Raw genomic sequence first — 14,241 nt, 5'->3', positions numbered from 1 at the left:
GGGTTGGTTGTTGTTGGTTAATAGTTGTTAGTAAAACAAAAGACTATCAACCAACAACAACCAACTAACAACTAAAAAAAGATGGCAAAGAAGAACTATACCGGCGTAGTGTATTCAACAGATCCTGATTTTCAGTATCAGTCTGATGAAGCTTCGGAGGCGGCTACCTTGCCACCCCAGCAGCAGAACCTGAAAGTGCAACTGGACAAGAAATTACGCGGGGGTAAACAGGTAACTTTGGTAACGGGTTTCGTTGGAACGGAAGATGATTTAGCGGATTTAGGCAAGAAACTAAAAACGCTTTGTGGCGTAGGCGGTTCGGCCAAAGACGGCGAAATTATCGTGCAGGGAGACCAGCGGGACAAAGCCTTGAAATGGTTACTTGAAAAAGGATATAAAGCCAAACGAGTAGGTTAATCTACCTTTTATAAGTCTTAGAGATCAATTAATAAAAAGCTGTTGATGCAAATCGACAGCTTTTTTAGTTTTGGTAATACGCTATCTATTGGTTTTATGGAATTTGTATTTATAGCCATAATAAGGGTAGGTAAAGAATTGATTAAGATGTTAGGTAGAGTAGTAATGAGCTTGGTATGAATAGATTTTATAAGGGCTGTTATTAGCTATTTATTCTAGTAAATAAGAAAAATGATTTTGTGAGTATAGAGGACATGATGAAACGAATCGAGGGTTATTTTTTGTTGGCAGCCCTAGGTAACCCTTTGTCCTATGAAGCCATACGCGTCATTGAGTATATGGCTGGCAAGTGGGAGCCGGGCAAGCAAAGAGGGCAGGCGGTTAAGTCAAGATATAATCTTCCACTTAGTTTTATGCTTGACTAAGGTTAGAGAGATTTTCTCTTACTTCATTTTACTTGTGAATGATGAAAAATACCAACTACCTAAACAGCTTAAGTGTTTGGATAGTTGGTATAACTTACACATTATCCGTACTCTTCAAAGCCCAATACACCAGTAAAGGTTGGAATAACAAACGGACCAATCGTTTATTATCAGTATCGAGTCCGAAGGCATTACGAGAGTGGGTGTATTGAGCGATATTGCCCGGGAAAACAGCCGTAAAGAAGGACGCAGCAATTTTACCAACGGCCTTTTTATTTTTCTTATTCGTTAAAAGAAGGCTAGCCCCTAAAGCAATTTCGGCGTAACCCGAATACACTACCGTATCGTCTTTTTTGAGAGGGACCCAGTTAGGCACCTGAGCTTTAAAATCTTTTCTGGCAAAGGTTAAGTGACTGATTCCGGCGAAAACGAGGGAACCTCCCAGAAGTAATCGAGCTGCTGTTGTTAATTTTTCATTTTCCATACTAGCGTTGATAAGAGTGAGTATGCGTATAAATCAATAAAAAAACGGGCCTCAGTTCAGTGGCTGAGACCCGTTTTTAGGTAGGGGATTGGTAATGAGTAAATTAACCGCTATAGAGGATTGATTGAAACCTAAGTAATGAAAGGATCGTACGGGGTATTCTTTAGACGGTACGTAACTTACAATTGCAATGAATACGCCATCTTTTCATCAATTTTATCAAGCTTGAAACTGAACGTAGTTCCTTTGTCAACGCGACTCATCACGGTAATTTTCGATTTATGAGCATTGACAATGTGCTTTACAATGGCCAGCCCGAGTCCGGTGCCGCCTTTTTCTTTGGAACGTGACTTTTCTACACGGTAAAAACGTTCGAAAATGCGATTCAGGTGTTCGGGAGGAATGCCCGGGCCGTCATCTTTCACCTCGATGGTCCAGTCCTTTTTATCTTCGGTAAACGTTACATCCACCTTTCCTCCATCGCGACCATACTTAATGGCATTGTCAATAAGGTTGGTCAACGCTTGTGAAATGCGGTAGGCATCGGCCTTGACAAAGATCTGATTATGAAACGTATGAAGCTTTACCTTGATGTTTCGCTGATTGGCTCGCGGTTCCAGCTGTTCAATTACCTCCTGCGTAACCTTAATCACATCTACGCGTTCGCGGTGCATTTTAATTTCACCCGCTTCAATTTGAGAAAGGGTTAACAGGTCAGCTACCAGTACATCCAGGCCATCAAGACTTTTCGCGGCTTTTTGCAGGAATTTATCCCGAACGCGTTCGTCGTCTTTGGCTCCGTCAATTAACGTATGAATGAAGCCTTGAGCGGCAAAAATGGGCGTTTTTAATTCGTGTGAAACATCGGCCAGAAACTCCCGGCGAAATTGTTCCATCCGACGGAGTTCGTCAATTTCCCGCTGCTTCTTAGCGACGTAAACGAAGATGTCGTTGTTAAGCTTTTTCAACGGATTGACGCTCTTGGCTACCTTCTTTTTCGAAAAGCTAAAATCACTGAGTTTCAATCGCTGAATCGTGTCGTAGATTTTATTGATTTCTTCGAAAATCAGATAATCCAGCACGTAAAAAACCAGAATGAGTGTAGCAAAGAAAGAAGTGGCTCCGGCAATGAAGATCGTGCCGCCGGGCGTACCGGGAACGAACCAGAGAAACCCGCTGGTAATCGCCGAAATCAAAACGGCCAGCAGCAAAGAAATTACCTTAGGATTTAGGGGGGACATTCTTTTTAGTTTTCAGTTTTTAGTTTACTGTTTTCAGTTCTTGCTAGGAAGGTTCATGAAGAAGATTAACCACAGAGCTGCTCAGAGTTTAGCACAGAGTAACTCTGCGTAAAACTTGGTGAAACTCTGTGGTTAACAGCAATGGAAAACTGAAAACAGTAAACGGAGAACTAGCCTTATTCGCCCTCGGCGTTGAACATGTAGCCTACGCCTTTTAGGGTTTTGATGTATGTTTCACCAATTTTTTCGCGAAGCTTTCGAATGTGTACGTCTACGGTACGTTCCAGCACATAGATGTCGGCACCCCAGATGCGTTGCAGTAACTCTTCCCGATTGAAAACTTTGTCTGGGTGCTGAGCCAGGAAAAACAGCAGTTCAAATTCTTTTTTAGGCAGAACCACCGAACCAAAGTTACCCGTCACCGTATAGTTTTGTCGGTTAATAGACAAACCAGCCGTTTCGATGCGATCACCGGGATCGGTTTTCTGAGCTTCCCGGCGGAACAGGGCCTTAATCCGGCTCATCAGAGCCCGGGGTTTGATGGGCTTGGTGATGTAGTCGTCGGCTCCAATTTCGAAGGCCGCAATTTCTGAATACTCCTCCGAACGGGCCGTCAGGAAAAGAATGTAACTGCCCTTCATTTCGGCCAGCTCACGCAACTGGCGAGCGGTTTCGATGCCATCCTGCTGGGGCATCATGATATCTAACAATACGAGGTCTGGAGAAAAATTTCGGGCAATTTCAACGGCTTTTTTGCCATCGTAGGCTGATTCAATGTCGTATCCCTCTTTTTCAAGATTATATTGAAGTAATTCAATAATGTCGGGATCATCGTCCACCAAAAGGATTTTGTAGGCGGGCGTAGTGCTCATGGGGAAGTATTTTTAGCTCCATACAAAGTTAAATGAAATTTATGGCTTTAAAAGAGTGTTATCCTTTCATGAAAATTACTTTAAGGTAAGATTAATAATTCCATAACATACGCTTTATGTAATGGTAACAAACGATGATTATCCTTCGTATTTATTCATTGGTAAAGCCTGATTTGATCCCTTCATTACTTTTGAGGGTAAAAATATAAATACCTGATTCACTGATAATAAATTCCACCTAGTCCTATTTGTAAACATAGCTTTTATGTCATTAATGATTTCAACGAAAGAGCAGGTTCTCAAGCAATATTTTGGTTACGATCAGTTCAGACCCCTTCAGGCTGATATTATCGATACGGTTCTGGCGGGAAAAGATTGTCTGGTACTGATGCCCACGGGTGGTGGAAAGTCGGTTTGTTACCAGGTGCCGGCAATGGTGCTGGACGGTCTGACGATTGTCATTTCTCCGCTCATTGCTCTCATGCAGGATCAGGTGCAGGGGCTGGTGGCGAATGGCATTCCGGCGGCTTTTCTGAATTCTACTTTGAGTAACTCCGAGCAGGAATCGGTCATCTGGAAAGTAAAACTTGGCGAGTTGAAATTATTATACGTTTCTCCCGAGCGTTTGTTCGCCGGTAATTTCCTGAATTGGCTGAAAGAGCAGAAAATAAGTCTGTTTGCGGTGGATGAATCACACTGTATTTCCTTCTGGGGGCACGACTTCCGGCCAGAATATACGCAGTTACATCGCATTAAAGAAAGTTTTCCCGAAGTACCCATTATTGCTCTGACAGCCACTGCCGATAAGGTTACCCGGAAGGATATTCTTCATCAATTGGGTATTCCCGACGCTCCTACGTTTCTGGCTAGTTTTGACCGTCCGAATTTGAGTTTGACCGTATTGCCAGGACGTAAACGCCTGCAACAAATTCAGGATTTTCTGGACGAACACCCCAATCAGCCCGGAATTATTTATTGCCTGAGCCGGAAGTCAACCGAAACCGTGGCGGCGAGCTTGCAGAAGGAGGGGTATCAGGTAAAGTATTACCATGCGGGTTGCGATGCAGCTTACCGAACGCAAACCCAGGCAGAGTTTCTGAAAGATGACATTCAGATTATCGTAGCGACGATTGCCTTCGGCATGGGCATTGATAAATCGAACGTACGCTGGATCATTCATTACAACCTGCCCAAAAATGTCGAAAGTTTCTATCAGGAAATTGGCCGGGCGGGGCGAGATGGATTACCTGCCGATACCGTACTTTTTTATAGCTACCAGGACGTTGCCCAACTGACCGAAATGATTATCAAATCGGAACAGAGTACGGAGCAGAAAGACTTGCTCAAAGCAAAGCTGGATCGCATGAAGCAATACGCTCAGGCGGACATTTGCCGACGCCGGATTCTGATTAGTTACTTTAACGAAACTGTTGAAAAAGACTGTGGTAATTGCGATGTATGCCGGAATCCGAGAACGCTCATCGACGGAACCGTTATTGCCCAGAAAGCACTCTCAGCTATTGCCCGAACGGATCAGAAAATTGCGATGGGAATGCTCATTGATATTCTGCGAGGTAGTCACAATCAGAATATTCTTCGTCATGGGTATGATCAGTTGAAAACCTATGGAGTCGGACGGGATTTGAAGACGGAGGAGTGGGTGGAATTCATCGGGCAGTTACTCAATTCGGGGATCATTGACATTGCCTACGACGAAGGCCATGCCTTTAAACTGAATGAGATGAGTACGCAGGTATTACGTGGGAACCGGCCCGTTTCTCTGGTGCAGTTTGTGCCCTTTGAAAAACGTAAAAGTCAGGAAATAGAAGCCGAAGAAAAAGCTTCTAAAACCAAACGCGAAGTGGTTCGGGATGCCCTGTTCGAACGCTTACGTACACTCCGTAAACAAATTGCCGATTCGCTGGGAATGCCGCCTTTCGTGGTTTTTAGTGATGCTACTTTATCCGACATGGCTCAGAAGCGTCCCCTGAACCACGCTCAGTTTTTGCAGATTTCGGGGGTAGGTGAGCAGAAAGATCGGCAGTTTGGCGAGGTTTTTATTAACGAAATTCTGGCGTTTATTCAGGAAAATCCGCAGGCCGTTCGAACCGAGAAAGGGCAAACCTATGCTTTAACCCTGGAGTTATACAAGCGGAATTTATCCATTGAAGAAATGGCTGAGCAACGAAGCCTGGCCATATCTACCATTTTTAGTCACTTACAAAAACTAAAAGCGGAAGGTGAAACCATTGATTTAACGAAGTTTATCTCCGAGCGGACGAAAGAGACCATTCTGGAAGCGGCTCGTCAGCTAGGGATTCCCATTGCTGAAAATGCTCCCATTGGGCCCTTACTTGAAAACTTTGGCGATACCTATCAATCTTGGCAGTTACGTCTGGCCTTTCTCATTGCTGGGGAAGGCGTTCGGATGGATGTAGAAGCCTGGCGGGAAGAACGCGGCTTACCGCCACGTCCGGTAAAAGAATAGGGATTTTTAAGAAAAATTAGGTTATTTACGGCAAACAAACATTCGTGGAAGTGAATCAGACGGTTGTAGCTCAACAGAATACCGTATCTAAAAATCAGACCACTAGGGGAGTCAAAATCATTGGTATTGGTGGAGCGGGATGCTCGGTTTTAAAAAAACTGGCTACGCTGAATTTGCCCGGCGTGGAGCTCATTCCCTGTCATACTGATTTTTCAATGCTGAAGGGTTTCGACCGAACCTTACCGCTCGGTACCATCGGAGCCGGATCGGGCCTGAACGATCAGCAAGTACGTCAATGGGCTTCTACTCAGAAACCCGCCATTCGGGAGTTACTGGATAGCTCCACTGGGGCAGTGATACTCGTGACGGGTTTGGGGGGTGGTACGGGTTCGGGGGCGGCTCCGATTATTGCCGAAATTGCTCGTCAGCAGGATTTGTTGACGGTAGCCTGCGTTACCATGCCCTTTTCTTCGGAGGGGTACGAAACCATTCAGGCTGCCGAAATTGGCCTAAAACATCTGGTGCTTTACTGCGATTCGGTCGTTGCGTTTTCGCTCGATAATCTGGAGAAAACCTTTGCGGATGACTTGAGTATTACCGAATTCTACGCCGCTGCCGATGATTTAGTCTTGCAGGCTGCCCGGATGATTCCCGACATTGTCATTACTTCTGAAGAAATCAATACCGATTTGAACGATGTTCGGGCCGTATTAAGCAAAAGTGGGCCTGCTTTCTTCACGCAAGTAGTTATTGATTCTCCTACGCGTCTGGACGCATGTCTGTCACAGCTAAACCAGACCTTTGAAGGCAGTCGTTCACAGCCCATTCGTCGTATTCTTCTCCTGATCAAAAGCAGCTCTAAAAAGCCTGTGACCATGTTGGAAACTCGAAGCATTGTTCAGGCATTAACGCAACTAATTGGTAGAAAAGCCGAGTTATTTAAAATTGCGTTGGTTACGGATGAAAGTCTGGAAGAACGTCTTCAGTTAACGATTCTCACGGGTGGTTTTATTGAATTGGACGAATTGAAGTAGAAGTAGGATAAATAGGCTTTTATGCTTAATTTTAATAAATATTAATTTAAGGGATTATAGCATAAAATATAATGTTTAGGGCTGTAAAATTTGAGTGATTTTCTATAGTTTTACGGCACTTACTTTTCTCCCCATAACTTTATATTTTACGGCTCTATGTTTCCCATAACTCAGAAGCGTCAGTGTCCTTACTGTCGCTCGACGTCCATTGAACGTCAATCACGACCCGTACTCGTCCGTTTCTTATTCTTTTTCACCGATGCCCGTTATTATCAATGTGAGCGGTGCCGACGTTATTTCGTGAAAGTGAACAATAAAACTTCTAAGCGTGAGTCCAGTCTGAGTCAGTAGACCCTTCTTAAATCGTATATTAGGAAAAACAAGGGTATAAGTTATTTCTTTCGTTAGTCGTTATTTTTTTGGAAATAAGAAAACCGACGTTTAATTACGTAGGGTAGTGAATCGATTTCCCTTTCAAAATGCATTTTGAAAGGGAAATCTTTATTTTTACTCCCGACGTTTCATTTTTTAGGGAAATCCATGTGTATTAAAAAACTCTTTATACTTCTTCTGTTCTCCTCCCGTGTTTGGGGGCAGTGGCAGGTTCAACCCTCGGGAACTGACGCCAGCTTTAGGGCTGTCTGTGCCATTTCTGCCCAGGTATGCTGGGTAGGAGGTACCAAAGGGCAGGTGTTACGAACCCAGGATGGAGGTCAGAGTTGGGAAATACATCACGTTCCCGGAGCAGAATCTCTGGATTTTCGGGACATACACGCTTTCGATTCGGAGGTAGCTGTTGCGATGAGTGCTGGAGACGCTGATAAAGGAGCGGCCCGGATTTACCGAACGGAAGATGCCGGAAAAAGCTGGAAAATGGTTTATCAAACCAATCAGAAAGGTGCTTTTCTGGATGGAATCGAATTCTGGGATAAGGATCGGGGGATTTGCTTCGGCGATCCCATTGACAAAAAATTCTTTGTATTAACCACTACCGACGGCGGCAAAAGCTGGCATGAAGTTGCTCGGGATCATTTTCCTGCCATTCAGGACGGCGAAGCGGCTTTTGCGGCCAGCGGTACGTCAATGGTCATTGCTGGCAAAGGCTGGGCCTGGATCGGTACCGGCGGTTCTCATCATGCCCGTGTCTTTCGCTCGAAGGACTATGGTCTTTCCTGGGAAGTCACAGAAACCCCTCTGAACGCCGGGAAAACCTCGGGTATTTTTGGCCTTCATTTTTATAATCGGCTACGGGGCATTGCCGTTGGGGGTGATTATCTGCATGTGAGTGATTCTACTCAAAATGTAATGACTACTCAGGACGGCGGTAAAACCTGGCAGTTATTAAACTCAACGACGCCCCCCGGTCTAAAAGAAGCCGTCACGGTTTTTCGGCAGGAATACCGCGGCATAGGTGGTGAAGCAACGGGTAATGCCCTTGTAGAACGGCTCATTGCCGTTGGGCCTTCTGGCACGGGATATTCCATGAATGGCGGAAAAAGCTGGCGAAAGCTGGACGATTCTCCCTTTCATGCCGTTAGTTTTGCAGGAAAAGATGGCTGGGCGGTAGGAGCCAAAGGTCTGATTTCCAAATTTGAAGGCTTTCGAACGACGGACCTCAAGAAGAATGCTGGATCAAAAAAGAAGTTCGTTAAGCCCAGAAGATAGTTTTAATAAGCAGGATGAAATGAAGAAAGTAGCGGTGTTTTGTGGAGCCAGTTCCGGCTCCGATCTGATTTATCGGGAGGTAGCAGCAGCGTTGGGCACTTATTTGGCAAATCGTCAACTTACTTTAGTGTACGGAGGAGGAAACGTGGGGCTAATGGGTATAGTGGCAGATGCTGCTCTGGCTGCCGGAGGCGAAGTGATTGGGGTTATTCCTGATTTCCTCAAAAAATGGGAAGTAGGTCACGAAGGAGTAACTGAGCTGATTGTTACCGAAAACATGCATGAACGCAAAGCACGCATGGCTGAACTTTCGGACGGATTTATTACCCTTCCGGGTGGTTTTGGTTCGATGGATGAGTTGTTTGAAATTCTGACCTGGAAGCAATTACAAATCCATAAAAAACCGGTAGGATTACTGAATATTAATGGATTCTATGATCTGCTTATTGCTCAGATGGATCGCATGGTGGAAGCCGGATTCCTTCGGGATTCGAATCGGGATTTATTAGTAATTGCTGATTCCATCGAAGAATTGATAGCCTTGATGCAAACGCACGAACCCATCGTAGCCGAAAAGTGGGTAGATCGGAAGAAAATCTAAGCCTCATTGATGATACTTTCGCGGCTTGTCTTTCGTTCATTTACCTAAGTCTACCGAGCCAGCCCCAATCATACCTAATGAAACGTCTTTTCCCTGCTTTTATACTTTTTATTCTTCATAACTCCGTCTGGGCTCAGGCTCCGGAAAATCTGGGCGATCGAATTAATTCAGAGGTTGCAGAAATACAGCCGGTTATTTCTCCAGATGGTCGTACGCTATATTTCAGCCGGGTTAACCATCCTCAGAACGCTTCACAAAAAAAAGGCAGTCAGGATGTCTGGATGGCGGTTTCCTTATCACCTACGCTCTGGACAAACGCCAGTCGTATGCCTAGCCCGGTAAATGGGGAAGAGCATAATGTCATTTACAGCATCACGCCGGATGGGAATACGATCCTGACGCACTGGGTGGAAAAGGAGGGAGAGGATTTAAGAATCCGTGGTTTTGCGACCATGAAAAAGAATGCCACGGGCTGGGATCGTCCCAAAAAACTGGATATTCCCGGGTTGGAAGGGATGAACAAAGGTTATTATCAGTATGGGTACCTTGCCAACGACGGTAAAACCTTATTGCTGGCCTTTTCAGAGAAAAAAAATAGCCGAGAATCCGATCTTTATGTCAGTCTCCAGGATCGCAGCGGAAAGTGGACGCGGCCTGCTTCATTGGGTAATGACATAAACACCAGCGGTGACGAAACAACGCCCTTTCTGGCGGCAGATGGCGAAACGCTTTATTTTTCAAGTAACCGCGAAGGTGGTTTAGGCTCAAATGACATCTGGATGTCTCGTCGGCTGGACAAAACCTGGAAGAAATGGAGCAAGCCCCAAAACCTGGGAGAGTCAATCAACACTCCTGAATTTGATGCATACTTCACCATCCCTGCTTCCGGCGAATGGGCGTATCTCGTGACGGCTACGGGTGGCAAAGGGAAAGCGGATATTGTGCGGGTGAAATTCCAATCCCAAACCCCACCGCCAACGCAGGTTCCCCCTACGATTGCGGAAACTACTGGTCAGCCCACGCCTCCCCAAACGGCTCAGGTTTCGCCTTCCCAGTCCACGGCTAAGTCAAACTCGGTGGTGTTATTACAGGGAAAACTGCTGGATGCCAAAACTGGGAAAGTGCCCGAAAACGCTCGTATTATCTACGAAAGTTTACCCGATGGAACAGAACTGGGAACGGCCACACCGGACCCAAATACGGGAGAATACAAGATTGTGTTACCCTACGGTAAAAAATACGGAATCCGCCCTGAGATTGATGGATACGTAGGTAAAGCTCAAAACCTGGATTTAAGCAAGCTGGGAAATGGGGGATATCTGGAACTGAAAGATCGGGATTTAATGGTGACTAAAATCGAGCAGGGAGTGAAAGTGGCTCTGAATAACGTATTCTTCGAGACGGCCAAAGCAACCCTGCAAACCGAGTCTTTCCCGGAACTTAACCGGGTGGTAGAGTTAATGAATAAGCAAAAAGCGATGATCGTTGAAATTGATGGTCATACCGACAGCGACGGAACCGAGGAGGCTAACCAGAAGCTGTCTCAGGATCGGGCTGAGTCCGTGCGGACGTACCTGATTTCCAAAGGTATTCCCGAAAATCGCGTCGTTGCGAAAGGCTTTGGTGAAAGCCGACCCATTGCTACGAATGATACGCCCGAGGGCAAGCAGCAAAACCGTCGCGTGGAGTTCGTGATCTTAAAAAATTAATTTGATAAGCAAAGGTTTTTAAAACACTTTAGCTTTGTTCAGCAGTATTAACTTCCGTCAGCATCGACGATGTTAATACTGCTTTTTTATGAACCATCCGAAGAAATAAACAGCATCCATGAATCTCGAAACCCTAGCTATACAAGTCACCCGCTTTCACGACGCCAATGCTTCCGCCGTTACCACGCCGATTTACCTCAGCACTACCTACGAACGAGACTCGGAAGGAAACTTGCCCAAAGGATTCTTATATGCTCGTGGAAATAACCCCAATCGTGATTTACTCGAAAAAAGCATTGCCGTGCTTGAAGGTGGGGCCGTGGGTTTCGCTTTTGGTTCCGGTATGGCTGCTATCGCAGCTTTGTTTCAGGCTCTGAAACCCGGCGACCACGTCATTACCACGCCTTTTGCCTATTACGCAGCTCAGCGATTATTAGTAGACGTGTTTGAACCCTGGGGGCTGGAATTCACGCTGGTTGATACTTCTAGCATTGAAGAAGTTGAAAAAGCCATTCGACCCAATACAAAGCTATTCTGGCTGGAAACGCCAAGTAACCCTTTATTACACCTGACGGATGTAGCAGCTTTAGCGAGACTGGCTCATTCCGTGGGAGCAATGTGTGCAGTGGATAATACCTGGGCTACGCCCGTGCTACAAAACCCGATTGCCCTGGGAGCGGATGTGGTGATGCACTCCACTACCAAATATTTCGGGGGGCACTCTGATGTTCTGGGGGGAGCTCTGGTATTGGCTCAGGAAGGAGAATTATCTCTGAAACTTCGCCAGATTCAGAACTTGACGGGTGGGATACCTTCGCCATTTGATTGTTGGTTAATTACCCGGGGAATTCAAACCATGCCTTTGCGGGTAAAAACGCAGTCGGCGAGTGCCTTACCTATAGCTCAGTGGCTGGAACAACACCCTGCTGTCGAGCGAGTGTATTACCCTGGTCTGGAAAGTCACGCTCAGCATGAACTGGCGGTATCGCAAATGAAGAATGGTTTTGGAGGTATGCTGTCTTTTGAAGTAAAAGGAGGCTTACCCGGAGCAAAAAAAGTAGCGGGAGCTTTGAAGGTATTCACGCAGGCGACTAGTTTGGGTGGGGTGGAAAGCCTGATTGAGCCCCGGAAAATATATGAAGGCCCTGATAGCCCTACACCTGACGGATTACTACGGGTATCTGTAGGGTTAGAGCATACTCAGGACCTGATCGACGATCTGGAACAGGCCTTGGCTCAGGCGTAGGATGCAGAAGTGTTAATAAGTCCTAAAATACTGGCTTACAGGCTACGATGGCTGTTTCTCTGACAATTTCAGGGGAACAGCCATCGTTTTTTTAGTGTTCTATTTATGAATCAAATTCGATTCAAACGCTAAGAATAGGATTCCTTTTAAGCCAGTTGTTTAGATATATGAAAACAGTAAGCAAACTTTTGAGTGCGGTGGCCCTGGTAGGTATGTTGGCTTCCTGTGCCCCTTCCGTGATGGTGCGTTCAGATTATGATCGGACGGCCAATTTTTCAAAATATCGTACGTACGCCATTGCTCCAGTAGCCAATGGTAATAATGACCCAGTAATGGGTAGCCAGTTAATGCAAAAGCGAATCAGCCAGGCTTTGGACGTAGAAATGCAGGCTCGCGGGTATAAAAAAGTGGAAAAAAATGCAGATCTGATTGTAAAGTATGACACCGACGCCCGCAACCTGCAGCAAATTCAGTCGAATAACATGGCTCCCATGTGGGGTTGGTGGTGGTACGGTCCCAATAATAACGTCAGCTCGCGTAATTACGAAGAAAACCGACTGATTGTCAACCTGGTGGATGCCCGAAATAATGAGTTAGTCTGGCAGGGATGGGCAAAAGGAGAATTAAACGCTCGTCGTAAAAATCGGGATGAGCTCATTCAGAAAACAGTAACCAAAGTAATGGCCGAATACCCCCATCGAGCCGGATTAAACCAAACGGAGTTAATCTCCAATGGTGAGTAGTTGAATTAATTTCCTGTTTGCAAGAGTGATGAAAAAGAGGTCGAGCTGTTTCGACCTCTTTTTTGTTGGGACTCTCCGATCGTATTACTTTAGCCCTTAATAAAGAGTTGCGATGGAAAATTTTCTAAAGTCATTCCAGGTATTAACGGAAGCAGAAATTGATCAGTTTCTAAAACTGGGGCAGCATAGAGTACTAAAAAAAGATGAGTTTTTTATTCAGGAAGGACAGGTGTGTAAGAAAGTAGGCTTCGTTACCTCTGGTCTGCTGCGGTCTTTCTATTACAATTCTGCGGGTGAGGAAATTACCTATTGCTTTACCTTTTCAAATGATTTTGTGACGGCTTATTCCTCTTTTATAACTCAAAACACCGCCGCCGAAAGCATCCAGGCCTTAACGGATGTCGAATTATTCATCCTCACCAAAGAAGATATTACTCAAATGGAAGAATCGAGTCTGAACTGGATGAAGTTTTCTAAGATGATGGCCCAACAGGAATACATGACCTTAGAAAAACGAATGTTTCTCTTACAAAAAGAAACCGCCGAGCATAAATACAAAGATCTGCTTGAAAATTATCCTGATTACCTGAAGCTGATTCCATTGAATTACTTGGCCTCTTATTTGGGTATTACGCAGCGTCATTTGTCGAGAATAAAAAAATCATATCCAGCATAGACATTTGTCCTTTCAGCGGCTCATCACTGACTTTTTCTTTGTAATAAAAAAAGAGTGAAGAAAATCTTGATTATAAACGGACATCCAGACCGGGAAAGCTATAATTACGCTCTTTCGGAAGCTTATCGGACCGCGGCCATTCGTGCGGGAGCCGAACTTACGCAAATTAATATTGCTGACTTACAATTTGATCCTAATCTACGGTTTGGTTACCGAAAACGAATGGAACTGGAGCCAGATTTAGTAGAAGCCCTGCAAAAGATAAAAGAAGCTGAGCATATCGTGTGGTTTTTTCCGATGTGGTGGTACAGTTATCCGGCAGTCATGAAAGGTTTCGTTGATCGCTTATTTCTGCCGGGAATAGTGATGAAATTCATAGAAGGAAAACCTTTTCCTGAAAAATTACTAAAGGGAAGAACGGCCCGAATCGTCATTACAGCGGATACGCCCTCGTGGTACGATCGTTTTTTTATGGGCCGTCCAGCGATTAATCAATTCAAAAAAGGAACGCTTGAATTTTGTGGGATTCATCCCGTTTCAGTAACCTATATCGCACCCATTAAAGCATCTAGTGAGCGATTCAGAGAAAAGTGGTTGGCAAAAGTATCTGCACTAGGCTTAGCCTTAAAATGATTTGATA

The 14,241-nt window shown here is 45.1% G+C and carries 13 protein-coding genes; 10 read left to right on the top strand and 3 right to left on the bottom strand.

What is annotated here, in order from left to right:
• Window positions 1-81 precede the first annotated feature (81 nt).
• A complete protein-coding gene (locus tag QE357_RS16955; RefSeq protein ID WP_307141056.1) occupies window positions 82-417 on the top strand; it encodes a translation initiation factor in 336 nt (111 codons plus the stop codon).
• 519 nt (window positions 418-936) lie between these two features.
• Here the strand turns inward: QE357_RS16955 and QE357_RS16950 are convergent.
• The 3 genes from QE357_RS16950 to QE357_RS16940 all read right to left on the bottom strand — a co-directional run bounded on the left by QE357_RS16950 (window position 937) and on the right by QE357_RS16940 (window position 3,439).
• Window positions 937-1,326 (bottom strand): hypothetical protein, encoded by a 390-nt coding sequence (locus QE357_RS16950; RefSeq protein ID WP_309709933.1) that lies wholly within the window; start codon window positions 1,324-1,326, stop codon window positions 937-939.
• Window positions 1,327-1,505: 179 nt separating this feature from the next.
• The gene (locus QE357_RS16945; RefSeq protein ID WP_106637916.1) at window positions 1,506-2,567 is read right to left on the bottom strand and encodes a cell wall metabolism sensor histidine kinase WalK; all 1,062 of its coding nucleotides are present in this window, start codon (window positions 2,565-2,567) and stop codon (window positions 1,506-1,508) included.
• Between the two features lie 176 nt (window positions 2,568-2,743).
• The gene (locus QE357_RS16940) at window positions 2,744-3,439 is read right to left on the bottom strand and encodes a response regulator transcription factor (protein ID WP_106637917.1); all 696 of its coding nucleotides are present in this window, start codon (window positions 3,437-3,439) and stop codon (window positions 2,744-2,746) included.
• Window positions 3,440-3,704: 265 nt separating this feature from the next.
• On the opposite strand from QE357_RS16940, the gene recQ reads away from it, so the two are divergent.
• The 9 genes from recQ to QE357_RS16895 all read left to right on the top strand — a co-directional run bounded on the left by recQ (window position 3,705) and on the right by QE357_RS16895 (window position 14,234).
• Window positions 3,705-5,927: a DNA helicase RecQ gene (gene recQ / locus QE357_RS16935; RefSeq protein ID WP_309709928.1), complete on the top strand. Its 2,223-nt coding sequence runs from the start codon at window positions 3,705-3,707 to the stop codon at window positions 5,925-5,927.
• 50 nt (window positions 5,928-5,977) lie between these two features.
• Complete coding sequence (locus QE357_RS16930) at window positions 5,978-6,961, top strand: hypothetical protein (protein ID WP_309709925.1); 984 nt, start codon at window positions 5,978-5,980, stop codon at window positions 6,959-6,961.
• A 540-nt stretch (window positions 6,962-7,501) separates the two neighbouring features.
• Complete coding sequence (locus QE357_RS16925; protein ID WP_198555295.1) at window positions 7,502-8,626, top strand: oxidoreductase; 1,125 nt, start codon at window positions 7,502-7,504, stop codon at window positions 8,624-8,626.
• 19 nt (window positions 8,627-8,645) lie between these two features.
• Window positions 8,646-9,227: a TIGR00730 family Rossman fold protein gene (locus QE357_RS16920; RefSeq protein ID WP_106637950.1), complete on the top strand. Its 582-nt coding sequence runs from the start codon at window positions 8,646-8,648 to the stop codon at window positions 9,225-9,227.
• Window positions 9,228-9,304: 77 nt separating this feature from the next.
• Window positions 9,305-10,936: an OmpA family protein gene (locus tag QE357_RS16915; RefSeq protein WP_309709914.1), complete on the top strand. Its 1,632-nt coding sequence runs from the start codon at window positions 9,305-9,307 to the stop codon at window positions 10,934-10,936.
• Window positions 10,937-11,054: 118 nt separating this feature from the next.
• On the top strand, window positions 11,055-12,182 hold the full coding sequence (locus QE357_RS16910; protein ID WP_309709911.1) for an aminotransferase class V-fold PLP-dependent enzyme: 1,128 nt from the start codon (window positions 11,055-11,057) through the stop codon (window positions 12,180-12,182).
• 167 nt (window positions 12,183-12,349) lie between these two features.
• On the top strand, window positions 12,350-12,925 hold the full coding sequence (locus QE357_RS16905; protein WP_307141049.1) for a DUF4136 domain-containing protein: 576 nt from the start codon (window positions 12,350-12,352) through the stop codon (window positions 12,923-12,925).
• Between the two features lie 112 nt (window positions 12,926-13,037).
• Window positions 13,038-13,601, top strand: coding sequence for a Crp/Fnr family transcriptional regulator (locus QE357_RS16900; RefSeq protein ID WP_309709908.1), 564 nt, complete (start codon window positions 13,038-13,040; stop codon window positions 13,599-13,601).
• 54 nt (window positions 13,602-13,655) lie between these two features.
• On the top strand, window positions 13,656-14,234 hold the full coding sequence (locus tag QE357_RS16895) for an NAD(P)H-dependent oxidoreductase (protein ID WP_309709905.1): 579 nt from the start codon (window positions 13,656-13,658) through the stop codon (window positions 14,232-14,234).
• Window positions 14,235-14,241: the final 7 nt, after the last annotated feature.

The organism is Siphonobacter sp. SORGH_AS_0500 (assembly GCF_031453245.1).
Classification (GTDB): domain Bacteria; phylum Bacteroidota; class Bacteroidia; order Cytophagales; family Spirosomataceae; genus Siphonobacter.
Note: the sequence above shows the minus strand (reverse complement) of the source record. Positions and strands in the feature narration are given on the sequence as shown.